General features: G+C 34.9%; 22 protein-coding genes. 20 read left to right on the top strand and 2 right to left on the bottom strand.

Annotated features, from left to right (window positions below):
* Positions 1–137 precede the first annotated feature (137 nt).
* A complete protein-coding gene (locus tag NST97_RS11840; RefSeq protein ID WP_341343287.1) occupies positions 138–2,882 on the bottom strand; it encodes a DEAD/DEAH box helicase in 2,745 nt (914 codons plus the stop codon).
* Between the two features lie 48 nt (positions 2,883–2,930).
* Positions 2,931–4,544, bottom strand: coding sequence for an SWIM zinc finger family protein (locus NST97_RS11835; RefSeq protein ID WP_341343286.1), 1,614 nt, complete (start codon positions 4,542–4,544; stop codon positions 2,931–2,933).
* A gap of 177 nt (positions 4,545–4,721) precedes the next feature.
* On the opposite strand from NST97_RS11835, the gene NST97_RS11830 reads away from it, so the two are divergent.
* From NST97_RS11830 to rfbA, 20 genes are all read left to right on the top strand, one after another.
* Positions 4,722–4,865, top strand: a complete 144-nt coding sequence (locus tag NST97_RS11830; protein ID WP_186439282.1) for a hypothetical protein — start codon at positions 4,722–4,724, stop codon at positions 4,863–4,865.
* Between the two features lie 375 nt (positions 4,866–5,240).
* Positions 5,241–5,375: a hypothetical protein gene (locus NST97_RS11825; protein WP_339197976.1), complete on the top strand. Its 135-nt coding sequence runs from the start codon at positions 5,241–5,243 to the stop codon at positions 5,373–5,375.
* Positions 5,376–5,538: 163 nt separating this feature from the next.
* A complete protein-coding gene (locus tag NST97_RS11820) occupies positions 5,539–6,285 on the top strand; it encodes a YveK family protein (protein WP_066248041.1) in 747 nt (248 codons plus the stop codon).
* On the top strand, positions 6,275–6,973 hold the full coding sequence (locus tag NST97_RS11815) for a CpsD/CapB family tyrosine-protein kinase (RefSeq protein WP_341343285.1): 699 nt from the start codon (positions 6,275–6,277) through the stop codon (positions 6,971–6,973). Before NST97_RS11820 ends, NST97_RS11815 begins: the two co-directional genes overlap by 11 nt.
* A 95-nt stretch (positions 6,974–7,068) precedes the next feature.
* On the top strand, positions 7,069–7,833 hold the full coding sequence (locus tag NST97_RS11810) for a tyrosine-protein phosphatase (protein ID WP_341343558.1): 765 nt from the start codon (positions 7,069–7,071) through the stop codon (positions 7,831–7,833).
* Between the two features lie 640 nt (positions 7,834–8,473).
* On the top strand, positions 8,474–9,355 hold the full coding sequence (galU, locus tag NST97_RS11805) for a UTP--glucose-1-phosphate uridylyltransferase GalU (protein ID WP_341343557.1): 882 nt from the start codon (positions 8,474–8,476) through the stop codon (positions 9,353–9,355).
* Positions 9,356–9,383: 28 nt separating this feature from the next.
* Positions 9,384–10,061 (top strand): sugar transferase, encoded by a 678-nt coding sequence (locus NST97_RS11800; protein ID WP_341343556.1) that lies wholly within the window; start codon positions 9,384–9,386, stop codon positions 10,059–10,061.
* A gap of 26 nt (positions 10,062–10,087) precedes the next feature.
* Complete coding sequence (gene wecC, locus NST97_RS11795) at positions 10,088–11,350, top strand: UDP-N-acetyl-D-mannosamine dehydrogenase (protein ID WP_341343284.1); 1,263 nt, start codon at positions 10,088–10,090, stop codon at positions 11,348–11,350.
* Between the two features lie 8 nt (positions 11,351–11,358).
* Positions 11,359–13,371, top strand: a complete 2,013-nt coding sequence (locus NST97_RS11790; protein WP_341343283.1) for an alginate lyase family protein — start codon at positions 11,359–11,361, stop codon at positions 13,369–13,371.
* Complete coding sequence (locus NST97_RS11785; RefSeq protein ID WP_341343282.1) at positions 13,358–14,743, top strand: phenylacetate--CoA ligase family protein; 1,386 nt, start codon at positions 13,358–13,360, stop codon at positions 14,741–14,743. The genes NST97_RS11790 and NST97_RS11785 overlap by 14 nt, the downstream gene beginning before the upstream one ends.
* Positions 14,744–14,759: 16 nt before the next feature.
* Positions 14,760–15,824 carry a glycosyltransferase family 4 protein gene (locus NST97_RS11780; protein WP_341343281.1) on the top strand — a complete coding sequence of 355 codons (1,065 nt, stop codon included), beginning with the start codon at positions 14,760–14,762 and terminating at the stop codon, positions 15,822–15,824.
* Positions 15,825–16,085: 261 nt separating this feature from the next.
* Positions 16,086–17,354: an oligosaccharide flippase family protein gene (locus NST97_RS11775; protein ID WP_341343280.1), complete on the top strand. Its 1,269-nt coding sequence runs from the start codon at positions 16,086–16,088 to the stop codon at positions 17,352–17,354.
* 2 nt (positions 17,355–17,356) lie between these two features.
* Entirely contained in the window at positions 17,357–17,806 is a 450-nt protein-coding gene (locus NST97_RS19305) for a serine O-acetyltransferase (RefSeq protein WP_445684616.1), read from the top strand.
* Between the two features lie 164 nt (positions 17,807–17,970).
* Positions 17,971–18,513, top strand: a complete 543-nt coding sequence (locus NST97_RS11760; protein ID WP_341343278.1) for a helix-turn-helix domain-containing protein — start codon at positions 17,971–17,973, stop codon at positions 18,511–18,513.
* A gap of 4 nt (positions 18,514–18,517) precedes the next feature.
* Positions 18,518–19,045, top strand: a complete 528-nt coding sequence (locus tag NST97_RS11755; protein WP_341343277.1) for an IS630 family transposase — start codon at positions 18,518–18,520, stop codon at positions 19,043–19,045.
* A 343-nt stretch (positions 19,046–19,388) separates the two neighbouring features.
* A complete protein-coding gene (locus tag NST97_RS11750) occupies positions 19,389–20,753 on the top strand; it encodes an O-antigen ligase family protein (protein WP_341343276.1) in 1,365 nt (454 codons plus the stop codon).
* Between the two features lie 39 nt (positions 20,754–20,792).
* Positions 20,793–22,100: a glycosyltransferase gene (locus tag NST97_RS11745; RefSeq protein ID WP_341343275.1), complete on the top strand. Its 1,308-nt coding sequence runs from the start codon at positions 20,793–20,795 to the stop codon at positions 22,098–22,100.
* Positions 22,101–22,288: 188 nt separating this feature from the next.
* Entirely contained in the window at positions 22,289–23,671 is a 1,383-nt protein-coding gene (locus NST97_RS11740; RefSeq protein WP_341343274.1) for a glycosyltransferase, read from the top strand.
* A gap of 1 nt (position 23,672) precedes the next feature.
* Positions 23,673–24,830: a beta 1-4 rhamnosyltransferase Cps2T gene (gene cps2T / locus NST97_RS11735; protein ID WP_341343273.1), complete on the top strand. Its 1,158-nt coding sequence runs from the start codon at positions 23,673–23,675 to the stop codon at positions 24,828–24,830.
* Between the two features lie 18 nt (positions 24,831–24,848).
* Positions 24,849–25,736 carry a glucose-1-phosphate thymidylyltransferase RfbA gene (gene rfbA / locus NST97_RS11730; protein WP_341343272.1) on the top strand — a complete coding sequence of 296 codons (888 nt, stop codon included), beginning with the start codon at positions 24,849–24,851 and terminating at the stop codon, positions 25,734–25,736.
* Positions 25,737–25,741: the final 5 nt, after the last annotated feature.

Raw genomic sequence — 25,741 nt, 5'->3', positions numbered from 1 at the left:
ATAATCCCTTTGCTTTCAAACTTTGATAAAAGAAGTCGCTAAAGTAGACATAGTCACTTTTTAAAAAGCTTTACATTTTAACACTTTATCTCTTTTTTCATTCCTCAGTCGTTTTCGATCGATGCAGACACGCTTTATCACCTTTCTTCATTCCTCAGCGTTATTAAGTCCTTCAATTCTTCTGTTGAAAGTTCGGTGATCCAATTGTCGCTTTGGATCAATTCTTCGTTTAAAGCTTGTTTCTTCTCGATCATGTCGTCGATTTTTTCTTCAATTGTGCCGGTGGTAATCAGTTTATGTACGTGGACAAACCGCTTTTGGCCGATTCTGTAGGCGCGGTCGGTTGCCTGGTTTTCAACGGCCGGGTTCCACCAGCGGTCAAAATGGATAACGTGGTTGGCGGCTGTCAAATTTAATCCTGTACCTCCAGCTTTCAGCGACAAAATAAATAAGCGGCTGCCTCCATTTTGAAACGTCTCGACAAGTTTGTCCCTTTCTGTTTTGGATAAGCCTCCGTGCAAAAATAAAACGTCTATTTTAAATGTTTTTTCAAGCAAGTTTTTCAGCATTTTCCCCATTTGAATGTACTGGGTAAAAATTAAACAGCTTTCGTCTTGATTCAAAATAGCTTCAACTAATTCAAGCAGCTTATCGATTTTATGAGACCGGCCTTGAAGAGTAGAAACAGCCTCTTCCTTCAAATAAAGAGCGGGGTGATTGCAAATTTGTTTCAGCTTGCCCAGCATTTTTAAAATGAGTGCTTTCCGCTCGAAGCCGTCCGCTTTCATTACTTCCTCAAATGTGTCTTTGACAAGCTGTTCATATAATGATGCCTGCTCGACGGTGAGCGGCACGTACTCCTTCTGTTCTTGTTTTTCCGGTAAATTCAGTGCGACATGCTCATCGCGTTTTGTTCTTCGAAGCAGAAACGGCCTGATCATGCTGCGCAGTTTTTGAATTTTGTCCGGTTTTTCCCCTTTTTCGATCGGAAGCACATATTGCTTCTGAAATTGGTGAAGGCTTCCTAAAAGACCTTTATTGATAAAATCAAAAATGGCCCAAAGCTCCGTCAAACGGTTTTCTATCGGCGTTCCTGTCAGCGCAATGCGCTGATGGCTGTTCAATTTCCGGATAGATCGCGATTGTTTCGTATGGGCGTTTTTAATATTTTGCGCTTCATCGATGCAGAGGCTGGACCAATGAACGGAAGAAAGTTCGTCAAAATCTACGTGGCTCAAGCCGTATGACGTCAAAACAATATCGGAGCCCAAAACCTTTTTTTGAAATGCTTCGCCTTTTTTCCGGTTTTGGCCGTAATGTAAATAAACGTTTAATTGAGGCGCGAATTTTTCTATTTCCTTTTGCCAGTTGCCGAGCACGGACGTCGGCACGATGATCAGTGCGGGCGTTTCCGGCTTCTCCCGTTCCTTTACATATTGAAAATAAGCAATCATCTGCACTGTTTTCCCAAGCCCCATATCGTCTGCCAAACATGCGCCAAAACCGAAGCGGCGTAAAAATAACAGCCAATCCAAGCCTTGTTTTTGATAAGGTCTGAGGGTGCCGGCGAAATGCTTCGGCATGCTTACGGAAGGGATTTCCGAAAGCTCCCCCAGCTGCTTCACCATTTTTTTTAATGTGCTGTTTAATTTGATTTCGATCCCAGCAAATGGGCGCTCTAGCTCGTCCCCCTCTTCGCGATTTCGCCCAAATTCCTGCTCTAAAATATCAAAAATGTGGAGGCCCTCTTTTTCTGCACGCTTCAGCATTTTTTTCATCTGCTCGATCATTGACGGATCAAGCATGACCCATTTTCCCCGTATGTTGACGAGCCGCCGTTTTTGCTCAACCAGCTGTTCAAATTCTTCTTCGGTCAGCTCCACGCCGTTTGTTGCGATCCGCCAATTAAAGTCGATGAGGGAATTCATCCCGACAAACGATCTTCCTTTCGGGACTGTATTCACATGCGCTTTCAATGCCAGGCTCGATTGCTTCACCGCCTGCCACCAGGATGGCAAAAGAATCTCGATGCCTGATTTGATGAATGTTTCGCTTGCTTCAAATAAAAAACGCCACGCCTCCTGTTCGCTTAATAGAGCTTCTCCATTTTCAAATGCAAGCCATGGGACGATTGCAGTAAGGCGCTGCTGTTCACGCTCAATTGTGTCCGTATATTTCCGCCATTTAGCCGGCAGCGAGCTTTTCCCTTTGTATAAAAGCAAAGAATTTTTGTCTGTTTGATCACGCAAAAACATTTCCATCTTCCAAATGCCGCCATCCTGTTCAGGTTCATTTAGACGGAAGCCGATTTGAAACGGCCGATCGTTTAATCGCCAGCCTATTTTCTCAAGCCAGTCCTGTTCATCAAGAAAATGCCCTTCAAATGATGTGAGCAAAGGATATGTTTCGACAAGCTGATCCCAAGCACGTTTCGCTCCTGCGCTTCTTTCCAAAAGGTCAGAAACGGCAGCGGAAAACCATGGAAGATCAATTTCCTTAACCGTTTTATCCTTCGGCTTCCAGCCCATCTTTCCTTTTTGCCAAGATGAATAGTCAGGCATGAAGTTACCGGTCTGAACAAGCTGAAAAATCAGTTCAGCTGTTTGCGATGTCTGGTCAAGATCGCTGGAAAAGGAAATATTGAGCAAAGAGTTGACCGGTTGTTTGCCAAAAAATTCGACCGCCTGCCACGGCGAAAGCAGAATACAATTGTCTGATACACGCAAATCGGTGCCATAAAAGGAAGAAGTATGCCAAATAAATGCGTATTGCTGCCATTGCTTAAGCGAAAGAAAGGTGCCAGCTTCATCTGTACACCAAATGCTGTATTGATGATCTCCGATTTTCTCAGCACAAATCACAAGACTAGTTGTGGTGAACATGTCCCCACTTCCTTTTCTGTTGAATACTTTTGATATTTAAGCTGTGTATTACATCAATTTTCCTTTTACGAGCTCCTCTTGAAAAGCGCGAAGGCGTTTATACTCGCTCGTAATATGCTGAAAATAGTGTTCCCAAGTGTCCATATCGCCCATTTTTTTATAAACGCGTTTCAGCCTTTTTAAATATTTCACAGCGTCTTTGTAGCTTGATCGGTTTTTTGCAGCGATTTTGCCGGCAATTTCTTGATGCAATAGGGGAAGCAGCACACCGGGTGCTTTTTTTTCAATGACAGTAAGAAGCCGGCTCTCTACATCATCTAGAGAGAAACCGATCGAAAGCTGAAGCTCCGCCCATGTATGAAACAGGCCTTTTTCTATTAAATATTCATGATAAACTGCATAGCTGTACGGAAGAAGCTTTCGGCAAGCGTGTTCGAACGTCTCGTCATCCCCAACTTGAGCACGGTAATGTTCAAACTCATTTAATAAATAATATATCGTTTCTTGTCGATCGTAAAAATATTCTACTTGAATATACAAATTGGCTTGATCAAGAATTACCGGAACCCATTTTCGGAACCGTTTAAATTCTTTTCTTTTATTCATCGATATAATCCAATCAAACAATAACGGCAAAAGTGGAAGCTCAGTTTCGTTCAAATAATGGATGATGCGGTCATCGTTTTTGTCCAAAAAATCAAAATGGAAAATAGCGAGTTCGCATTCAAGAATGAACAAACCGCCTTTTTTCATTTCATCATCTTTTCGATGTTCAAGCATCGTCCGCTCTTCTTCCATCCACTTTTTTCGGTTCAGTAAATACTCCCAGATGATCCGGTAAATAACGACTCGCTCATAGAGAAAAGCTTTGCCGCAAAACAAAAGCTCGCGGATGTGATCCCTCATGTCATGTAAAATGGGATCAGCGGAAAAAGGCAAGGACATTGTTTTGATTTGCTTTACATGTTCAATGATCTCAAGCTGCAATTCTTCTATCACCTGAGCAGCGTATTGGAAAAGAGCTGGCGAATTTGTATTTGTTTCGTTTTGATGGCAAAAACGGCAAATTTCAACAAGCAGACTACTTGCCAGCATGATATGGTAGAGAGGTTTTAACCCTCGGTTTTTAGGCTCCTTCTTTTTCAGAAGAGGATACACTTTATACCAAATCGCATAAATTCTTTGTGTACCGAAGAGTGTTTCAACATTGTCCAGTTCGCCTTTAAAAAGCTCCGCCCAATCGTCGGCCGGTTGTTCACTCGGCTTCATTCCTTTTTGAATCAAGCCTTCCTCCTTCAACACGGCCAGCTTTTTATTCGGTTTTTCTTTCCACTTGTTAAAAAAGTCACCGAGATCGTCTGTTAATGCATAAATATATAAAAAAACAGCAATGAGATGACGGCATGGAAACTCATTAGAACAGGAGCAGCTTGACAGCTGGAAATATTCCAAATCAAGCTTGACATATGCGCGCTTTACGTCCTCAACTGCCGCCGTAATAAATATTCCTTCTTGCTTGACATTAAACACGTTTCCTTGTCTATATAAAAGAAACCCTTTTTTCATCCATTCACGTTGTTCCTCTGTTTCAGGGGAAAGCATGTTTATCACTTGTTCTGAACAATGAAGCACTAATTGTTTATCGAAAATATGGGAAGGCATGAGAAGTCCGCTCCTTTGTCGTTTATAGCAACACGTTCCTTACGATTATAGCGCAAAATGCGAAATCGAACACTATTCTTGTCTAGTAAACTATTGCAACTTTGATTTGATGTTAGTATAATTGTCATATCTTGCTGTTTAATTTTGTAAAAATTTGAAGAAAGGAAATTTTTCAGAATGAAAGAGACAAAGAAGATCCAGGACGAATTTCTGAAAATTCTCCTTAATGCGTATAAGCAAGGTGAAACAAACGAACATGTCACTACGAAAGAATTATTAAAACAGCTTGAACACGAGATTAAAAAGGTGTATGTATCATAGCTGTGGGATTGTGGCATTATCCCACATCATACTGAAAGTAGCAGGCATCCGCCAGATACTTTCAAGCAAAAATAGAAATATACGAAATCAAGTAGAGAAAAACGGTTTGTTTTTCTTTACTTGATTTATTTTAAGCGACTTATCTGACATCTCCTTTCATTCTGCATGTTTTAAAAGCTAGGGAACGTTTGATTGTTCTATCTCCCCCGAACTAAAAATAAGCCTTTTTTCCTGTAAACATCATAAGGCGGCTGACCGATATGGGTAATGTAGTTCTTACTTCATATTATTTTTGTAAGGATTTGTGAAGTTTTTGATGACGCTTTCTTGGTATTTGCTAGGAGAAGCGCATCAGGGGAAGGGGAGGGTGAAGGGTTGAAAGGTCAATGGTTGACGCCGGAAGAAATCGAAGCAAGAAGAAAAATCAAAAAAATGTGCCTTTATATCGCTTTTCCGGTTATTGCTGTTGCCATTGGGGCGGCTGCCGCAATTTTGCTGAATACGATGTAGGAAGAAAGTGTAAGGAGGTGAATTGAAGCGATTCGCCTCCTTACACTTTTTTCTGAAAAAGGACAAAATTCTCTATAAAAATTGTCGAATCAACTAGATGTTGGAAGAATTTAATATTATAATAAATTGATAGGTAATGACATATTTTGCAACGGAGGTAAACATGGAAGAAACAATTAGTTTAAAAGAGATATTGGATACATTGAAAAAACGGATCAGCTTAATTATTCTCATTACGGCGATTGCAACGGCGGCAAGCGGCATTGTCAGCTATTTTTTTATTACTCCGATTTATCAAGCTTCCACCCAAATTTTAGTCAACCAAACGAAGGATGACCAAGCCGCTTTTCAATACAACGAAATTCAAACGAATTTGCAGCTCATTAATACATACAATGTCATTATTAAAAGTCCAAGAATTTTGGAGCTGGTGATTGAAGAGCTGGGTTTAAACGAGACGGTCGATGAATTAAATGAAAAAATTACGGTCGGAAGCGAAAAGGACTCGCAGGTCGTCAACATTTCCGTTCAAGATCCTGATCCGAATCATGCAGCAAATATTGCCAACACGATCGCGAGCGTTTTTCAAAAGGAAATTAAAAATATTATGAACGTTGACAACGTCAACATTTTGTCGAAAGCGGAAGTGAAAGAAAATGCTTCTCCTGTCAAGCCAAAGCCTGTCTTAAATATGGCGATTGCGTTTGTTGTCGGATTGATGGCCGGCGTTGGACTTGCGTTTTTGCTTGAGTATCTTGACAACACGGTAAAGACAGAGCAGGATATTGAGAAGCTTTTGGAGCTTCCTGTGCTTGGGGCAATTTCTGAAATGGACAATGAAATGAACAGTTCGACAATGAATCAAGCGGTCAAAAAATCGAGAGTCAGGGGTGAGACGTATGGCGCCTAGAGCGAAAGGAATGAAGCAAAAACAGCGCACATTGATCACGGCGCTCAACCCGAAATCGCCGATCTCTGAACAATACCGGACGATTCGGACAAACATTCAATTTTCGTCTGTGGACCATGAAATTCGTTCAATTATGATTACATCAACTGGCCCTGGAGAAGGGAAGTCGACAACGGCGGCAAACTTGGCTGTTGTGTTTGCTCAGCAAGGGAAGCAGGTGCTGTTAATTGACGCTGATTTGCGCAAACCGACAGTTCATTATACATTCAGGCTGCAAAACATTCACGGATTGACGAGCGTGCTGTTAAGAAATGCGACTTTACAGGAAGCTGTGTCGGTAAGTGAAGTTGATCATTTGGACGTTTTAACGAGCGGACCGATTCCTCCGAATCCAGCCGAGCTTTTGTCATCGAGAAGCATGGTGGAGCTGCTCAAAGAAGCTTATGATCAGTACGACATTGTGCTTATTGATTCTCCGCCTCTTTTAGCGGTAGCGGATGCGCAAATTTTGGCTAATCAAGTCGATGCGTCGATCATGGTGGTGGCAAGCGGAAAAACGGAGAGAGAAGCAGCGTTAAAAGGAAAAGAATCATTGTTGTCGGCAAAAAGCAAGCTGCTAGGAGTTGTATTAAACGGCAAGCCGCAGAAAGACAGCCATTATTACTATTATTACGGCGGGAAAAATTAGGTATTTTTTCCTATTTTTCTTTGAAAAAAACAGTCTACTTGTTTAAAATGATAATATCTGATTTTTTTCCGTGATTTGAAGGATGGTGTCGTATGATGATTGATCTGCACTGTCATATATTGCCGGAAGTGGACGATGGAGCAAAGCATTTGACGGAAAGCATCGAAATGGCGCGAGCGGCTGTCCGTCAAGGGATTTCGGTCATTACCGCTACACCGCACCATAAAAACGGGAAGTTTGACAATGAATGGAGCTTCGTTAAAGAAAAGACAGAAAAATTGAATGAAACATTGAAACAGGAAGGAATTCCGCTTACAGTTGTTCCCGGCCAAGAGATCCGGCTGTACGGGGAACTGCTTGAAGACTTTTCGGCTGGGAACTGCGGCGGTTTAAATCAGTCAAACTATATTTTAATTGAGTTTCCTTCAAACCATGTGCCAAGATATGCGGAACGGTTGATATTTGATATGATGATGGCCGGGCTGAATCCGATCATTGCCCATCCAGAGAGAAACAGCGAAATTGCGCAAAATCCCGACCTTTTGTATAAGCTTGTAAAGCAGGGAGCGGCAGCCCAGCTGACAGCAGCAAGCCTTACGGGAACGTTTGGCAGCAAAATTAAAAAATTTTCTTTCGAGTTACTAAATGCCAATCTTGTCCATTTTATTGCTTCAGATGCGCACGATTTGAAGTATAGGAGCTTTCACATGCAGGAAGCTTTTGCGGAGGTGGAAGAACAATTCGGCATAGATGCGGTCGAATATTTCAAAGATAACGCCGATTGCGTCATCCGAAACGAAGCGATTTACAAAGAACCTCCCGAACGCATCAAAAAAAAGAAGTTTTTTGGAATTTTCTAAATTACAAAATATTGAATGGCTATTAGCGCCTTTTCTATATATTGTTTTTTAGAATTTTTTAAAGGTGATGTCTCTTTACCTTTATCAATAGAGGCACTCGGCCGCGCTGTGGGTGCTTCCAAAAGGACACCTTAGACGCTAGTCGTCGATGGTGCGGTGTGAGGGCGGGTTAGATGCCCGGTTTATCAACAAAAGAAATTCATTGGTGGGTGCCAAAATGAACCAATACCTGCAAAGTATCCTTTGATCTGTATTAAAGAAGGATAATACTAATTCATGATGATAAATGTGAAACAAGTGCAAAAAATAGAAAACGTCGAGGAATGAAGCATCGTAATACATAAGAAAAAATTTTTTGATAAAAACTTGCTCAAAAAGATATTGAGCTTTGATCATAAATGAGATGCCTGAAAAACATACAGAATAGAAAGCAAAACAATTACTGAACTAGGGAGAGCTATGGTTGGTGTATTTTAACAAAAAATGTTAAAACTAAGAAGTGAACTGGAAAACCACTGGGAACGACATCAAGTGGTTATTTTTTTTCAAAACCGATATGTATCTACGTATGCTCTATTGATGAATAGATTATACGTAGGTCCGTATAAACAAAAAGTACAAAGGGAAGTGAGTGAGTATATTGAAAAAAGTGAGGAAAGCCATCATACCAGCTGCGGGGCTCGGAACAAGATTTTTGCCCGCAACGAAAGCGATGCCGAAAGAAATGCTGCCGATCGTTGATAAACCGACGATTCAATACATAGTAGAAGAAGCGATCGAATCCGGAATTGAGGACATCATCATCGTCACCGGAAAAGGAAAAAGAGCGATTGAAGACCATTTTGACAACAACTTTGAACTCGAACACAATTTAGTGGAAAAAGAAAAATTTGATCTCTTGGAAAAAGTGCGCCAATCTTCCAAAGTAGATATTCATTACATACGGCAAAAGGAACCAAAAGGGCTTGGACATGCTGTCTGGTGCGCCCGAAAATTCATCGGCGACGAACCGTTTGCTGTACTTCTTGGAGATGACATCGTGCAGGGGGACAAGCCTTGCTTAAAACAGCTGATGGACGAATATGGAAAAACGGGAGCATCGATCATCGGCGTACAGCCTGTTCCTGAAGAAGAAACACACCGCTACGGCATCATCGAACCGCTCGAGCAAACGGGCCGCCGATACGAAGTCAAAAACTTCGTCGAAAAGCCGGCAAGAGGAACAGCGCCATCCAATCTCGCCATCATGGGTCGGTACATACTAACGCCTGAAATTTTCCGGTTTTTAGAAGAACAAAAAATCGGAGCCGGTGGCGAAATCCAATTAACAGACGCCATCCAAAAACTAAACGAAATTCAGCGCGTCTTCGCCTACAACTTCGAAGGAAAACGGTATGATGTCGGAGAAAAGATCGGATTTATTAAGACGACGATCGAGTTTGCGATGAAAAACGAAGAACTAAAGCCAGAGTTGATACAGTTTATGGAAGAGTTGATAAAAGAGGAAAGGATAACAAAATAGAGAAAAAGGGTGAGTCGATTTGGCCTTTGTGAAAGCATCTAATCAAGAGGATACAAATCAGCAGCTATTATTCATTGACAAAACAGCGGTTAACGAGAGAAAAAGCTATTTATTTGCCAAACGAATGATGGATTTATTGGGAGCGATTGTTGGATTTATCCTGTTATTACCTGTCTTTATCATTGTCGCTATTTGTATCAAACTTGAAGATCCGAAAGGCCCTGTGTTCTTCAAGCAAATACGCGTCGGCAAAGACGGCAAAAATTTTTATATGTATAAATTCCGATCGATGGTTGTAGATGCGGAAGAACGACTAAATGATCTATTAAAATATAACGAAGTATCCGGTGCGATGTTTAAAATAAAAGAGGATCCAAGAACTACGAAAATAGGAAAATTCATCCGAAAAACAAGTATTGATGAACTTCCGCAGCTTTGGAACGTTATTAAAGGAGATATGAGTTTAGTTGGCCCCCGTCCTCCACTGCCTAGAGAAGTAGAACAATATACAAAGTATGATATGCAAAGACTGCTTGTGACACCAGGATGTACAGGTCTTTGGCAAGTGAGCGGGAGAAATGATTTGGGATTTGATGAAATGGTTGAGTTGGATTTGAAATACATTCGTGAACGTTCGTTTCTATATGACTTAAAGATTATATTTAAAACGGTTAAAGTAATGATTAAACCGAATAGTGCTTATTAAAAATGAAGAAAAGAGGAATGCATAAAATGAAAAAAGTTTGTGTGATTGGCTTAGGGTATATTGGATTACCAACAGCGACTGTATTAGCGCACAATGGATTTGAAGTTCATGGAGTTGATATTAACGAAAAAGCAGTTGAGTTAATCAATAATGGGCAAGTACATATTTATGAACCTGATTTAGATATAATGGTCAAAAAAGCGGTAGAGAGCGGGAATTTAAAAGCATCTGTTGTACCTGAAAAAGCAGATGTTTTTATTATTGCCGTTCCGACGCCGTTTAAAGAAAATCATAAACCAGATTTGACTTATGTGGAACAAGCAACAAGATCCATTTCTCCTTACTTAGAACCAGGAAATATTGTTATTTTAGAATCGACAAGTCCTGTTGGAACAACAGAGAAAGTGGCAGAATGGATTTTAGAAGAGAGAGCAGATTTGAGTATTGATGAAAATCATGAAAAACGTATATTTGTTTCTCATTGTCCAGAACGGGTTCTCCCAGGGAAAATTTTAAAAGAGTTAATTGAGAATGATCGTATTATTGGTGGCATTAATGAGGAATCGACGAAAAGAACAGTTGAATTTTATAAGAATTTTGTAAAAGGAAAAATATTAGAAACGAACGCGAGAACTGCAGAGCTATCTAAATTAACAGAGAATGCGTTTCGTGATGTAAATATCGCGTTTGCCAATGAGCTCTCTATGATTTGTGATGAGCTCAACATTAATGTGTGGGAGTTAATCAATTTAGCGAATCATCATCCGCGTGTGAATATTTTGCAGCCAGGTCCTGGGGTAGGTGGGCACTGTATAGCGGTCGACCCTTGGTTTATTGTGGATGCAGCTCCTGAAACAGCGAAATTAATTCGTACAGCTCGTATTGTTAATGATTCAAAACCGTATTTTATCATTGAAAAAATTAAAGAAGCAACGAAAAATCTCCAAAACCCAACAATTGCATGTCTAGGTTTAGCGTTTAAAGCAAACGTGGATGATTTACGAGAAAGCCCAGCGGTGAAAATTGTAAAAGAATTATCTGCTATTTACGATCAAACTATATATGTAGCTGAGCCGCATATTGAAGAGCTTCCAAAAGATTTACTAGAATTCAATGTCCAACTCGTAAAAACAGAGGAAGCGATCGAAAAAGCTGATGTGGTTGTGTTACTAGTAGATCACGACTATTTTAAAGTAATAGATAAGAAAGCACTATCGAATAAAATTGTTATTGACATGCGTGGGGTGCTCCCGATAACAAGTAATATAGATGTATCGATGACAATTTAGGAGGAAATATGGGAGAGCTAACACGAAAGATACAAAATTTAAGAAAACTGCCAATCGATAAAGCTTTAAAGAAAATTGTGATTAAATTATATGAAATACTTTATTACAAGATAAGAAAAGAAATAATTAAGCTTAAGCCAATTGATATAGATGATAAATATTTTATTAATTTTAAACCCAACTGTAATTTTTTCTTTAGTACTACAGATAAACAATTATTAATAGAAAAAATTAAACAGCTAAATATTGAAATGCAAATTATTAATGATGCTGATAAAATTTGTTCCCATATATTTAACCTGCTGGGTTCAGGCGATATATATCTTGGAGAGCAGTTGCCTTGGAATACAGACTTTAAAACAAACTTTGTTTGGGAAAACAAGTTTTATAAAGATATTAAAATAATAGACTTGTCAAACAATGCAGATGTTAAAGTTCCTTGGGAATTATCTCGTTTTCAACATCTATTTACGTTAGGTAAGGCTTATTGGTTAACTAACGATGAAAAATATGCCATAGAGTTTAAAGAAGAAATAGAAGATTGGATAGAAAAAAATCCGGTTGAGATGTCGGTCAATTGGACCTGTACAATGGATGTTGCAATAAGAGCTGTGAATTGGATTGCAGCTTATTTCTTTTTTAAAGACTCTCCATCAATCGATAAGAATTTTTGGACTCAATTTCATAAGTCTCTATACCTACATGGTCGATTTATTATTAAAAACTTAGAAAATAAAGGACCACATACCGGCAACCATTACTTATCCAATATTGTTGGATTAGTTTGGCTTGGGCTTTACTTCGGTTCATTTATTGTTAATGACCGAAATAAGAGCAATAATCCTAAAAAATGGCTTGACTATGGACTTAGTGAATTAGAAAAAGAAATGTTTGTTCAAAATAATCCAGATGGTACAAACTACGAAGCCTCTACGTCTTATCATCGGTTAGTAACAGAGTTATTCTTAAAGACTACGGTGCTATGCAATAAGAACAATATACGTTTCTCCAAGGATTATATGGATAGGTTGGAAAAAATGTGTGAATTTATTATGAATATCACTAAGCCAAACGGGTTAGCTCCAATTATTGGTGATGCTGATGATGGCAGGCTATTAATTTTATCTATTTATAGTACATGGGTAAGAAATGATTTCCGGCATTTACTAGGGATAGCAGGAGAGTTGTTTGATCGTGATGATTTCCGCTATTATGGAAAAGACTACATTGAGGATGCACTATGGATTTATCAAAATTATAAGAGTAATGTAGAAAAACCCAAACCATTAACATCCGTTGCTTATAGAGATGGGGGATATTATATTTTAAGAAATGATCGAGTCTATTGTTGCATTAGATGTGGAGAACTTTCATTCAGAGGGGAAGGAGTCCACAGTCATAATGACCAGTTGAGTTTTGAACTCAACATAGATGGAGAGGATCTTATTATCGATCCAGGTTCTTATGTCTATACTGCTGATTATAAAATGAGAAATCTTTTTCGTAGTACAGCTATGCATAATACAGTTCAAGTAGAAGAGTTTGAACAAAATGATTTTGAAGAAACAAATCTATTTTATATGAAAGAAAGGACTTATTCACAATGTGAAGAATTTACCAATATGAGATTTAGCGGTTTTCATAAAGGATTTATTGATGATTTAGGTCTTGAACACCATAGAACGGTAAATATTTCTGAAGATAGAATTAATATATATGATAAGCTAGTCCATATTAATACTAATAAAAATAAATTAAGTAGAACAATTTATGTAAACTTTATAATTAATCCTAGTATTAATATATATAGACTAGAAAAAGGAATATTGCTAAAAAAGAACAATATATATGTCGAGTTACATATTAATAACAGTAAAGAAACTCTTATTAGTGATGTAACTATTAGTCCTTCTTATGGTGTGAGTTTAAAAGGCAAAAAAATACAGTGTAAAACTAATGAATTACAAATTAATACATCACTAATAATCAAATCGTATGGTGAAAACAATGAATCTAAATGAGTTATTAGTAAATGCTAAATATATATTAGAGAAACCATTAAGATTTGTTTATTTTAGTATTCCAGACTATATTAGATACGGAAAAAAATTTAGAGATTTAACAAATTTTTTAGATGAGTCTCAATGGTGGACAAAAGAACAACAAGATAGATATCAATTTTTAGAGTTAAAGAAAATAATTAATCATGCATATAAAACGGTACCGTACTATACTAAGTTATTTAACGAACATGGAATAAAACCTGATGATATACAAAGTTTTTCAGATATAAAAAAAATACCTTATCTAACTAAAGATATAATAAAAAATAATTTTGAAGATTTAATATCAAGTGATTATAAGCATCGAAAATTAAGGATAGTAACAACTGGTGGTTCAACAGGTGAACCATTGACGTTTTTAGTTGATGAAAAAGAGGATAAGTATAAAGAATGGGCTTATGTAACACACATTTGGAAAAGAGTTGGATATGACATAAAAAGTAGTAATAGGCGTGTTATTTTAATGGGAATGAAGCCCCGAACAGGAATATACGAATATAAAAATAGAGACTTAATATTATCTTCATATGACATAACATATGAAAATGTTTTGGAATATATAAGAAAAATAGAAGAATTTAATCCGAATTTTATACATTGCTACCCATCATCTATACAATTATTAAGCAATTATATTTTGGAGAGAAATATAAAACTGAATTTACCTAATCTAAAAGCTATATTATGTGTTTCGGAGAATTTGAGACCTGAATTACGTGAAACTATTAGTAAAGCATTTAACAAAAGGGTTTTTAGCTTTTATGGACATTCTGAACATGCGGTAATAGCTGGTGAGTGCGAGAGAAGCCATTACTATCATTTAGAACCTTTTTATGGATATACAGAATTACTTGATAAAGATGGAAATGAGGTTAATGGAGAAGGAGAAATTGGTGAGATTGTTGCAACAAGTTTTTTGAACTATGCTATGCCGTTTATAAGATATAGGACTAAAGATTTAGCTGTAAATACTAATAGTATTTGTGAATGCGGAAGATCACATAAACTTATTAAAAAAATAGAGGGAAGAGAACAAGAATACTTTGTAACATTAGAAGGAAATAAAGTTGTGCTAACGGGAATATATAAAATTCTAAGTGAAATACAAAATGAAATTTTTGCAGGACAATTTTATCAAGATCGACCAGGAGAAGTTGTATTAAAAGTGATACCCAAAAATAACATTGATGAGTTTAAGCTTTCGAAAATATACAATCTCTTTAGAGAACAATATAATAATAAAATAAACCTATCAATAGTAAAGGTAGAAAAACTTGATAGAACAAATACCGGGAAATTTAAATTTTTAGAACAGAAAATAAAATTTTAACAGGCGGGATTTCTAAATGAAAATAGTTCAAGTTGGAATATATCCCCCACCTCTAGGAGGGATATCTGTTCATATTAAAAGACTTAAACAAAGATTAGAAGAGAATGGCCATGAGTGCATAGTTTTTAATGAAGGGACATATTTTAATGCTAGAATTAACGTTTTCACATTTAATAAATATTCATTATTATTTAAATTGCTCTTTATAAAAGCAGATGTGTATCATTTTCACACAATAAATATAAAAATCAGAATGTTATTAGGACTTTTTAAGAAGATACTTAAAAAGAAAGTTGTTTTAACTATTCATGGAAACAGTTTAATAGACCAATTGAATAAACATAAAGGGATAAGAAAGAAGATTTTAATTAAAAGTCTATTAAAAATAGATCATATAATATGTGTAAATGATAATACTAGAACTCGATTAATAGAAATGGGATTTAATAAGGATAAAGTTAGCACAATTCCCTCTTTTATAAAACCAATTGAGATAGAAGATGATATAAAAAAAATTCCAAAGGAAGTTTGGGATTTTATTAAATCACAAAAATTTCTAATTACTGCAAACGGAAATATTCGATTTTATAATAATACTGACCTTTATGGCATTGATATGTTAATAGAGTTAATTGATTCCTTAAATAAAAATGGTTATGACGTAGGTTTATTATTTGCTTTGCTTGGAGTTGAGTCTCAAAATAATGAAGAAAGAAACTATTATGAGACTCTAAAAGGAAAAATTCAATCTCTTGGATTACAAGAAAAAATATATTTTTTTGAAGTAAAGGATAGCGAATTTTATCCCATTTTAAATAAATCTCATCTATTTATACGCCCTACTTGTGTAGATGGTTTCGGTGTTTCTATTTCAGAAGCTTTAAGTCAAGGTGTTCCGGCAATAGCTAGTGATGTATGCAAAAGGCCTGAGGGAACGTTATTGTTTTCATCTAGGGATATGTTAGATTTAACTAAAAAAACAACCGATATTATTAATAGATACGAATATTATAAAAAAATTGAAGAACAAAATTATCCAGAAGATTATTTCCGAAAAGTACTTGAAATTTATAAAAAATGATGGTGTTCCTTTTGTTATTATCAGAGAAGAAAGCTTGGTAGCGTTCATACATGCGATTATTTTTGGTTTCCTTAATTGCAATGGATAGTGTTCCGATTTCGTGAATATGGTTCATATCATTTTCTCTCTGTTATTTTCAGCTACCTTTTTTATTCGACGGGGAACGGGAGAAAACCTTTATTTCAATTTAATATTTGATTTTTATTGGTTAACCAACACAGATGCATTACTTTAAAAATGGAAAAGGATTTGCAGATCAAAATGATAAAAATGATACGTAAAGCTATAAGAACAGGTTTTTTTCACTTATTATCGGCTAATATTTTAATACAAATCGCAGGTTTTGGTGGACAAATATTTTTAACGAGGATATTAAGTGTTGAGGAAATTGGAGTAATAAAAATTTTACAATCTTATTTGAATATATTTCTTATAATCGCATCACTGGGAATAAATACGTCTATTTTAAAGCTATGTTCAGAAGATATTAAATATAAAGAAAGAATAAACATTTTTAATATCGGATTTATGTTGACTATATTTAGCTCTTTTATTTTAATAATATTAATTTTAATTACTCAGCATTTTTCGTTTCTTAATATTGATACTAGCATTAATGAACTTTTGAAAATATATATCTTTTTAGTCCCAATATTAACTCTAATTAATTTAATTATTGTTTATTTCCAGGCACAACAAAAAATAAAACAGATGTCTTATATCCAAAGCTTATCAAAGATTATTGTAATTATATTTAGTACATTATGCGCATATTTATCAGGATTACATGGTTATATATGGTCTTTAGTTATTTTAAATTTTATTTCATTGTTAATGACAGTTCCTTTTATTAAAAATGAATTGACATCAATTTTTACTATTAAAATTTCGATAGGAATTGTAAAGAGGATTTTTAATATTGCGTTTTTTGCATTTGGTGCTAATTTATTAGGAGTATTATTATCAAACATAAATATAATTATGGCAAATCACTTAATAAATGACACAAAAGAAATTGGATATTACGGTATAGCACAATTAATTATTACGACAATGATGTTGATACCATCTACTTTAGGACAAATTATGGTACCAAAAATCTCAAAGGTCTCTAATAGTATAGAGGATGTTCAGGATATTCTTAGGATTTATCAAGTGCGTAATACATTTCTTGCAGTTTCGGTAGCAGTATTAGCAGCAATATCTGCTCCTTTCATTCTTCCTCTTGTTTTTGGTATTAGTTATCAGAATTCGGTGGTTTATTTTGAAATACTTTTAATAGGGTTTGTATGTTGGAGTCTATATTCTCCTAAGGGAATGACGCTAATGAGCATTGGGAGATCAGAACTGAATTTTTATGTTAGTTTAATTTCCCTTATTTTTAATATTATTTTAAATTATATACTCATAAGTAATTATGGTATGTATGGCGCGGCTATTGCAAATTGTTTTACTTATTTTGTGACAATTTTTATAAATGCTTATTTCTTTAATAAAATTTTTAAAGCGAAGGGGAAGGTTTCTAAGTAAGGATACTTCTTATAGACTTTGTAAAATTCCAAGAAAGCTATCAACATAAAGAGTTCAGAAGACTTGCTAACTTAATAACAAAGTTTAATGATGTACTTCATAACTCTTATATTCTACATACAGCCGATATAGGGGAGAATACAAAATTTGGTTATGGGGGGATTGGTGTTGTTTTACATAAAGATTGTAAAATAGGGAAAAACTGCACTATTGGCCAGAACTGTACCATAGGGGGAAGGACTGGGCACGGTGGACCTCCTGTGATTGGTGATAATGTGTATATTGGACCAGGTGCAAGATTGATTGGAGGATTTAAGGTTGGTAATAATGTAGTTATTGGTGCCAATGCAGTTGTAATCAAAGATGTACCTGATAACAGTGTGGTTGCAGGTGTTCCTGCGAAAGTAATTAGTAATAATATTGAAAAGTTTAAGAAGGAGAACATTATATAAGAGTCAGATTGCGATCAAACTTTAAAAAATGATAAAAAATAATCTGTTCTTCCTTGTAATAAACTTCACAACTATATAAATTCAGTTTGAAATTCCGACATGTTTAATCAACATGTATCCTTGTCTATACTGCTCCTAAGAGGATCAATCAAAGGAGCGGATGAATGATGAAGAAAAAAGGATTACAAATTACGAACGATCATGGTTGGACCATCGAACGTCTTCAAGAACAGGAGCGCAGAATGAAAAATGCGAACATGGCGAAACGAATAGCGGTGATTCGTCTCATTATGCAAGGCTACTTAGGAATCCAAGTCGCTGAGCTTTTGAACATCCATCGTGAAACCGTTTCGATTTACGTTCAAAAGTTTAATCAAGGTGGTATGGATGCGCTATTAGAACGCCATTATGCTCCCGGTAGTAAGCCGTATCTGTCTCCAAACGAAGAATGCGAATTAAGAAAGATGTTGGAAGAAAGCACCCCTGCCGATGAAGGATACGGCATCGAAACCAGCTGGAATACACGAATCATTCAACATGTATTAGAAGAGAAATTTTCTGTCACCATGTCCCGTGGTGGAATTTGTGATATGCTCCATCGATGGGGATTTCGCTATACACGCCCTACATATACCCTCAAACGGGCGAATCCTCAAAAACAAAAAGAGTTTCAACAAGAAATGGAACTCATAAAAAAACTTGACTGACAACATGGTCATAATCTATGGAGATGAAAGTCATATTCGGGGCTACCAAGCTCTTCGTTCTACATGGAGTGTGAAAGGGCGTCAAAAACAAATCCCTACGTATGGACATCACGCAACGGTCAGCTTATTAGGTGGTGTGAATATCGAAACGGGTGAATTTCTCTGTATGGAAACGGACCAATGTAACGCACAGGCTTTTCTGCAGTTTCTTCAATACACATTAGACCAGTATCCAGATAAACATGTCGTGATGGTCTTGGATAACGCAAAAATTCATCATGCCAAAGTTCTTCAGCCTTTTTTACATGAGCACGAAGAACAGTTAACTTTTGTATTCTTACCCCCTTATTCGCCGAATTTAAATTTAGTTGAACGAATTTGGGGTTGGCTGAAAGAGAGTGTCATTGCCAATCGGTTTCATCCCAATCGAAAAGAGTTGCGAGAATCGATTGTTTCGTTCTTAGAGTACCTTTCTGAATTTCCAGAAAGAGTGCTCCAGCGCATCGGACAGGTGGTTATGTCGGAAAATTAATCTGAATCTATATAGATGGATAGGGATAAAAAATCGATTACCTTCCCTTCCATCTACTGCGTAACGAAAGCGAGTACGCCTTATCCGGTTGGCGGACTTTTTGCAACGTTTGTCCTAGATGTCTTATTTGTCTGCCTGGTTTACGTCCGGTTTTTCTTCGAAGTGAAGCCAGTGAATGGGGAAATATTCCGATGGATGCGGTAAATGGCTATTCGTACTGTTTTTTTTCATCTGTGTTTCTAACTGTTCAATTCGTGCTTGTAGTTGTTTAATTTGATTATTCTGTTGTTCGATTCGTCGCTGAAGCATATAGACTATTTTAAAATTGATTTGGTGATTACATATGGCTAAATTATTATTATTTATTTTCTTGGTGTATGTATTGTATTTACTAAGTTTATTTATTTTAAACAATAAGGCTATTAGTAATTTTGGTATTACGCTTATATTATTAGCAATATCGATTAATTTAGATTTAGGAGTTTTTATTCATCATGGGCAAAAAATTTATTTACATATTTTTTGTTTGGTAATTTCTGTTATTACATTCTTGATAATTCAGTATTATTTAATTATTAGGGGTAGACATTATTATAAAGCTGAAGTGACATTAAATAAAAATTTTCATAAACATTTTTACTTTTTGTTGTTTGCTTTTTTGTTTATCATATTATTGTTGTTAACACAATATAATCTTGTAAGAATATATGAATTAAATTTATTTATACATCATTTGATGGTATATTTGAGTATCACTTTATTATTGATATGGTTTTATCTAACATTTATTTTAAGTGGTCAAAAGCAAAATAATGATATTATTTTTAAATCAATAGTAGTACTTTCGTTACTAAACTCGATTCTTTCAATCTTGCAGTTTATTTTTAATAGAAGTTTTTTGTTATCTAATCCAGCAGCAAATATTAATTATTACGAAGGTATAAAAGTTGTAAAGAGGGTCTGGGGAATAGTTGGTGCAAGTAATGGTGCTGGGAATCTAGGTACTATCTTATTTGCTGTCCTTTTATATTATCTATATAAGAAAAAAAATATATTTATCTTTTTAGTTTTTGTGTTAAATTTTGTGTTTATTCTATTAACATTGACAAGAATAGCTTATTTAGCTATTTTTATAGAGTTTTTGATATTTTGTCTATTTATTTTTGTTAGAAATATAAATTATAAAACTATTATTGTTAGGGTTGCATTAACAAATTTAGGAGTAATCATATTGTTTTTAAGCATCTATTTTTTCTTTGATGATGCATACAAATTGTTGGTTTTAGATAGAGGTTCCACTGAATCTCATAGATTTATACAATTTAGTAATATCACAAAATTATTAAAAGATATACCAATGTTAGGGATAGGTGCTGGTCAATATGTATACTATGTATACACTAATTATGGGATAAGAGATATTGTTATTCATTCCCAATTTTTGAATATTCTTGTAGAACAGGGGTTTATAAGCTTCATTACGTATTTGTTTATTTATATTTATATGTTAATTGTCCTTATAAAGAAATTTAAAAAGGATGTATGGTTTCCTATTTCTCTATTTGTTGGAAATTTTATTACATCTAATTTTAATCCTAACCAATACTATAATGTAACTATTTATATTTTTATGTTTATTTCCTTAGGATTAATTTTTTTCAGGAACAATACAATGGAAAATCAAAATGTTAATGAGCCAAGAAGTTAAAAGGTTATAAGAACACAAATATCTAAGGTGTGAATTATAATGAAAATTTTAGTTGTCGCAACACAAATACCTCCGTATATTGGATCAGGTAATATAAGAGCACTAAATTATATAAATTATTTAGCGAAGTTGGGACATCAAATAGATGTTTTGGGCGTCGATTATCCAAAGGATTCTATCGCATATGATTCCAAATTAGAAGAAGCATTTGATAAAAGAGTAAATGTTTATAGAATTAGTCCAGGTTTTTTTTACAAGTTTTTTTATAGAAAGAAAATGAAGGATTTAGATAATAATATTGATATTTCTAAACATGTATCTATTAATAATACAGTAAAGGGAAAAGTAAATACCTTTATTAAGAATACAATGGTGATTCCAGACGTATTTATGTTTTGGATTTATCCTGCCTATAAATTTGCTAAAAAGCTTATGAAAAATAAGGATTATGATATTCTTTTTTCTTTACATGAAACCCCCTCGAGCCATATAGTAGCTTACCTATTAAAGAGACGATTTAAATTTATTAGATGGGTTGGTTATTGGAGTGACCCTTGGAATGGCGATAGTTTACGTAATAATAGATCTATTCTAAAGAAGTTTATTGAGGAAAAAATAGAAAGAAAAATCGTAGAAAAAGTAGATAAGCTCCTATTTACTACCGAAAAGACAAAAAGGCTTTATATTGATAAATATGATTTAAACCCTAAAAAGACTTCTATAGTGTTAAGAGGTTATGACAAACAGCAATATATTGATATTATTAACAAGGAATCTTTAAATTTAAAAGGGATAGAATTCAATAAGCTTAATATTGTATATGTAGGAACTATTTATCGTCATCTCCGAGATATTAATCCTTTATATAACGCATTAAACTTACTAAAAAGTAATGATATTAATTTATATAATAAATTAAATATTATCTTCGTAGGTCAGTTTGATCACTATAGTGATCAAGAAAAGTTACAAAAACATAATAATATCAAAATCTATCCATTAGTACCATATAAACAAGCCTTACGGTATACTGTAAAGGCTGATGTTTTGTTGTTGTATGGAAATAAAGAGAGTACTCAAGTACCTGGAAAAGTATATGAGTATTTAGGAAGTCCAGCAATTATTCTAACATTGTTGGGAGATTTAAATGATGAATTAAAAGATATAATGGAAGATGTAAAAAAAGGACCGGTAATTTTAAACGATGAAAATGAACTTTACTTAGCATTAAAAAAGCTTGCCGAAGATTATATTAGTAATAATTTAAATGAAAATTGGATGAAACCAGTGGGAAAATATGAGTGGGAAAATGTTGCTAAAGATTTAGAAATGAAGTTAATAAACTAAACAGCGATATTGGATAAAATGTTGCTTACAAATTTACAAATTATATTTTGATTGCCTTGTTATCCTAATCAAATATCAAGGGTATTAAAAAGTAGTAACTAATACACTAGTGAATAAATTATCATTTATGGTGTAGGGGTAGGGATTCAATACGAAGAATAAAAATAAGAAAGATATGGTGTAATAACATGAAAGTTCTACATTATACCTTGGGACTCCCTCCTTATCGATCAGGAGGATTAACCAAATATTCGGTGGACTTAATGCTTCAACAATCACAATTAGGACATAAGGTTTATTTGCTTTATCCTGGACATTATAATTTTTCTCGTAAGATTACAATCCAAGGAGATAACGGATATCAGGGGATTTCTGTATTTGAATTAGTCAATCCTCTGCCTGTTCCTTTATTAGGGGGAGTAAAAAATCCTGAACTTTTTATGCAAAGAGCTTCTTCCAAAGCTGTGTTTTCTTCTTTTTTAGAAGAAGTAAAACCTGATATTATCCATGTACATACATTAATGGGGATCCATAAAGAATTTTTCGAGGTTGCTAAAGAAAAAAAAATTAAGGTTGTTTTTACAACTCATGACTATTACGGTATTTGTCCAAAAGTAAATTTAATTGATTATAATAGTCAAATTTGTACAGATTATAGAGACGGACAAAAATGTGTAATATGCAATACTAATGCTTACAGCTTTCCTTTAATTTATATTATGCAATCGAAAGTGTATAAAACGTTTAAAAATAGCTTCCTAGTAAAGAAATTAAGGGAAAGTAAAAAACAGAAGATAAAGCAACTTAGTGAAAAAAAATCTATAATTTCGGAAGACAAAGTTGATTTAGGTTTAGCTATTCAGTTTCAAAAGTTAAGAGACTATTATTGTAGTATATTAGAATCCATTGACTATTTTCATTTTAACAGTTCTACTACGAAAAAAGTATATGAGAACTATGTGGATATTACAGGGGAAGTAATTCCCATTTCGCATTCTGGTATTAAGGATAATCGTTCATTAAAAAATTATGATGTGCAAAAACCTTTAAAAATTACATTTTTAGGGCCTCTAGAAGAATATAAGGGCTTTTTCTTATTAAGAAAGAGCTTAACCTCATTATTAAAACAAGGAAAAACAAATTGGCATTTAAACGTTTATGGCAATGATTATTGCATTCCTTTAGATGTAGAAAAGGATTTCGTTACGTTTCATGGTCGATATCAATATAAGGATTTATTTAACATCTTTCAGGAAACAGATGTATTAATTATTCCGAGTGTTTGGAAAGAAACATTTGGGTTTATTGGCCTAGAAGCATTATCTTATGGTGTACCTATACTTGTATCAGAGCATGTGGGCTTTAAAGACATTATAAAAGATAAAGAAACAGGAATAATTTTTAAAGCCGATGTAAATGATCTTGCACATTATATAGAAAAGCTTATTGAGGATAGAAACATTCTAAAAAGAATAAATCAAAATATTTGTAATATGGACTTTAAATATGTAATGGACTACCATGTTCATTTAATTCAGTCACTTTATGAAAAAGTAATAGGAGTCAGATAAAATGAAACATGTATTTATTATTGGATCTAAAGGCATTCCAGCCAAATATGGGGGTTTTGAAACGTTTGTAGAATATTTAACGAAAAGGAAGGTAAGTGAGGATATCACTTACCATGTTTCATGTTTAGGGGAGAATAACGATGAATTTTATTATAACAATGCTAGATGTTTTAATGTAAAGGTTCCTGATGTGGGAAGTGCGAAAGCGGTTCTTTATGATTTAATGAGTTTACAGGAATGCATTCGATATATTAAAGAAAACAATCTAAATAACAGCATTGTTTATATTCTGGCTTGTCGAATTGGTCCGTTTTTTGCTTTCTATAAGAAAAAGCTAGAGAAAATGAGGGTCAAGGTGTTTGTAAACCCTGATGGTCATGAATGGAAACGGAGTAAATGGAATTATTGGATTAAACGTTATTGGAAGTTTTCTGAGCGTTTAATGGTGAAACATGCGGATTTATTAGTATGCGATTCACGTGGGATTGAATCATACATTCAAAATGAATATAGACACTATCGCCCTAAAACTACATTTATTGCTTATGGAGCGGATGTGAAGGCATCTTCACTTGCGGATGATGGTGCGAAGCTAGTTGATTGGTATCGTCAACATCAGGTAAAGCCGTTTGAATATTATTTAATTGTGGGACGTTTTGTTCCGGAAAACAATTATGAACTAATGATTCGCGAGTTTATGGCATCTAACACTAAAAAGGATTTAGTGATTATTTCAAATGTTGAACAAAATGCTTTTTATCAGCAGCTGCTTGAAAAAACGAAATTTGATCGCGATCCTCGTATTAAGTTTGTAGGGACTGTGTATGATCAGGAACTTTTAAAGAAAATTCGTAAGCAAGCTTACGGATATTTACACGGTCATGAAGTGGGAGGGACAAACCCTTCTCTTCTGGAAGCATTGGCATCAACAAGAATTAATTTATTACTAGATGTAGTTTTTAATAAAGAAGTTGGTGCAGACGGGGCCTTATATTTTACAAAAGAGCAAGGATCATTAAGTCAGTTGATTAATATGGCCGATCAATATACTCAAGAGGAAATAGAATTACTAGGAGCAAAAGCAAAAAATCGCATCATTAAAGAATATTCATGGGATAAAATTGTAAGTGACTACGAACAACTATTTCTGGATAGCTAATTAAGGGGATGTATAACAATGAAAGGGATTATTTTAGCAGGCGGGAGTGGTACCCGCCTTTATCCTTTAACAAAAGCAGTATCTAAACAATTATTGCCTATTTATGACAAGCCAATGATTTATTATCCATTATCTGTTTTAATGTTAGCTGGTATCCGTGATATTTTAATTATTTCTACTCCTAATGATACACCGCGGTTTGCGGAGCTATTAGGAGACGGGTCACAGTTAGGAATCTCGTTATCTTACGCCGTGCAGCCTTCCCCAGACGGTCTTGCGCAGGCGTTTATTATTGGAGAGGAGTTCATCGGTGATGACAATGTTGCCTTGATTTTAGGAGATAATCTTTTCTATGGCCATGGGTTGACGAACTTGTTACAAAACGCTGTGGAACGAAAAACAGGAGCGACGGTGTTTGGGTATTACGTAAACGACCCAGAACGTTTTGGCGTTGTAGAGTTTGATGAAAACGGAAAAGTCATTTCCATTGAAGAAAAACCGAAACATCCGAAGTCTAATTATGCGGTGACAGGGTTGTATTTTTATGATAACCGCGTTGTTGAATTTGCGAAAAGCATTAAGCCTTCCGCACGTGGCGAGTTGGAAATTACCGATGTGAACAAAAAATATTTGGAGCTTGGCGAATTGCATGTGGAGATTTTAGGAAGAGGTTTTTGCTGGCTGGATTCTGGTACGCACGAATCGTTGCTTGAGGCTTCTCAATTTATTGAAACAATAGAAAAGCGTCAAAGCTTAAAGGTTGCATGCCTTGAAGAAATTGCTTATTTAAAAGGGTATATTACAAGAGAACAGTTATTAAAGTTAGCTGAGCCGTTAAAGAAAAATCAATATGGTCGATATTTGATAGATATTGCTAATCAGAAAAAACGGCCAATCTATTTATAAAATGA

This window comes from Aeribacillus sp. FSL K6-1305, assembly GCF_038050115.1.
In the GTDB taxonomy this organism is placed as follows: Bacteria; Bacillota; Bacilli; order Bacillales; family Aeribacillaceae; genus Aeribacillus; species Aeribacillus composti.
The sequence above is the reverse complement of the archived record's forward strand: the minus strand, read 5'-3'. Positions and strand labels throughout refer to the sequence as shown.

What these genes read in the sequence shown, in the direction of transcription:
- wecC (WP_341343284.1), top strand. Translation starts at nt 10,088, where the DNA reads ATGAAAAAAGTTTGTGTGATTGGCTTAGGGTATATTGGATTACCAACA.
- NST97_RS11830 (WP_186439282.1), top strand. Translation starts at nt 4,722, where the DNA reads ATGAAAGAGACAAAGAAGATCCAGGACGAATTTCTGAAAATTCTCCTT.
- NST97_RS11745 (WP_341343275.1), top strand. Translation starts at nt 20,793, where the DNA reads ATGAAAATTTTAGTTGTCGCAACACAAATACCTCCGTATATTGGATCA.
- NST97_RS11775 (WP_341343280.1), top strand. Translation starts at nt 16,086, where the DNA reads ATGATAAAAATGATACGTAAAGCTATAAGAACAGGTTTTTTTCACTTA.
- NST97_RS11780 (WP_341343281.1), top strand. Translation starts at nt 14,760, where the DNA reads ATGAAAATAGTTCAAGTTGGAATATATCCCCCACCTCTAGGAGGGATA.
- rfbA (WP_341343272.1), top strand. Translation starts at nt 24,849, where the DNA reads ATGAAAGGGATTATTTTAGCAGGCGGGAGTGGTACCCGCCTTTATCCT.
- NST97_RS11750 (WP_341343276.1), top strand. Translation starts at nt 19,389, where the DNA reads ATGGCTAAATTATTATTATTTATTTTCTTGGTGTATGTATTGTATTTA.
- NST97_RS11840 (WP_341343287.1), bottom strand. Translation starts at nt 2,882, where the DNA reads ATGTTCACCACAACTAGTCTTGTGATTTGTGCTGAGAAAATCGGAGAT.
- NST97_RS11740 (WP_341343274.1), top strand. Translation starts at nt 22,289, where the DNA reads ATGAAAGTTCTACATTATACCTTGGGACTCCCTCCTTATCGATCAGGA.
- NST97_RS11810 (WP_341343558.1), top strand. Translation starts at nt 7,069, where the DNA reads ATGATTGATCTGCACTGTCATATATTGCCGGAAGTGGACGATGGAGCA.
- NST97_RS11820 (WP_066248041.1), top strand. Translation starts at nt 5,539, where the DNA reads ATGGAAGAAACAATTAGTTTAAAAGAGATATTGGATACATTGAAAAAA.
- NST97_RS11815 (WP_341343285.1), top strand. Translation starts at nt 6,275, where the DNA reads ATGGCGCCTAGAGCGAAAGGAATGAAGCAAAAACAGCGCACATTGATC.
- NST97_RS11835 (WP_341343286.1), bottom strand. Translation starts at nt 4,544, where the DNA reads ATGCCTTCCCATATTTTCGATAAACAATTAGTGCTTCATTGTTCAGAA.
- cps2T (WP_341343273.1), top strand. Translation starts at nt 23,673, where the DNA reads ATGAAACATGTATTTATTATTGGATCTAAAGGCATTCCAGCCAAATAT.
- NST97_RS11755 (WP_341343277.1), top strand. Translation starts at nt 18,518, where the DNA reads ATGGTCATAATCTATGGAGATGAAAGTCATATTCGGGGCTACCAAGCT.
- NST97_RS11790 (WP_341343283.1), top strand. Translation starts at nt 11,359, where the DNA reads ATGGGAGAGCTAACACGAAAGATACAAAATTTAAGAAAACTGCCAATC.
- NST97_RS11785 (WP_341343282.1), top strand. Translation starts at nt 13,358, where the DNA reads ATGAATCTAAATGAGTTATTAGTAAATGCTAAATATATATTAGAGAAA.
- NST97_RS11760 (WP_341343278.1), top strand. Translation starts at nt 17,971, where the DNA reads ATGATGAAGAAAAAAGGATTACAAATTACGAACGATCATGGTTGGACC.